Source organism: Paracoccus sp. Z118 (genome assembly GCF_019061185.1).
GTDB lineage: Bacteria > Pseudomonadota > Alphaproteobacteria > Rhodobacterales > Rhodobacteraceae > Paracoccus.
Genome location: NZ_JAHQZU010000130.1, coordinates 1 through 471 on the forward strand (window position 1 = coordinate 1; position 471 = coordinate 471).

At 66.9% G+C, this 471-nt stretch carries 1 protein-coding gene; it reads left to right on the top strand.

Going from position 1 to position 471, the window contains the following annotated elements; all coding sequences use genetic code 11:
* Window positions 1-259 precede the first annotated feature (259 nt).
* On the top strand, window positions 260-471 hold a 212-nt coding region (locus KTN05_RS17845; protein WP_217330692.1), incomplete at its 3' end, for a hypothetical protein.

Here is a 471-nt window from a genome sequence, read left to right on the forward strand (position 1 = left end):
CTGTCTATCCTCGCTCCGGCGCGAGTGCATCCCAGTAGCAGCACGACCCGAGGGGTTTCCAGCGGCGCGGGGGCTTGGGGCATATGTCGGGGTCGAGGTCGGGGTGAGACGACCGGTCTTCCATCATCGGCCGCAGGACCAATCAACCCGTGGTCACGCTTCCGGCGATCGTCCAAGGGTCTTCAGGGGGCGTGCTCGCAGGAGGAGCCTGCTGGGTCACCCACGGCCTCTCATTCGACAAGCCGCGCCGCACGGGGCCATGATCGTCGTTTTCCCTGTCAGGACGATGGGGAAAGCGCATGATTCCGCGCCCTCCGCCGCAATCGGCGAAGAAACGATGCTCATCGCCCTGTCGCTGCCAGAGCTGGGCCGCCGGGAAACCTCCGCTCCTGCACCGCGCGCCAGCTTGCTGCCGGTTGTCGCGCAGGTCGGCTGCGCTTGCATGGTTCCGGGCTTGAGCTCAGGGCCACA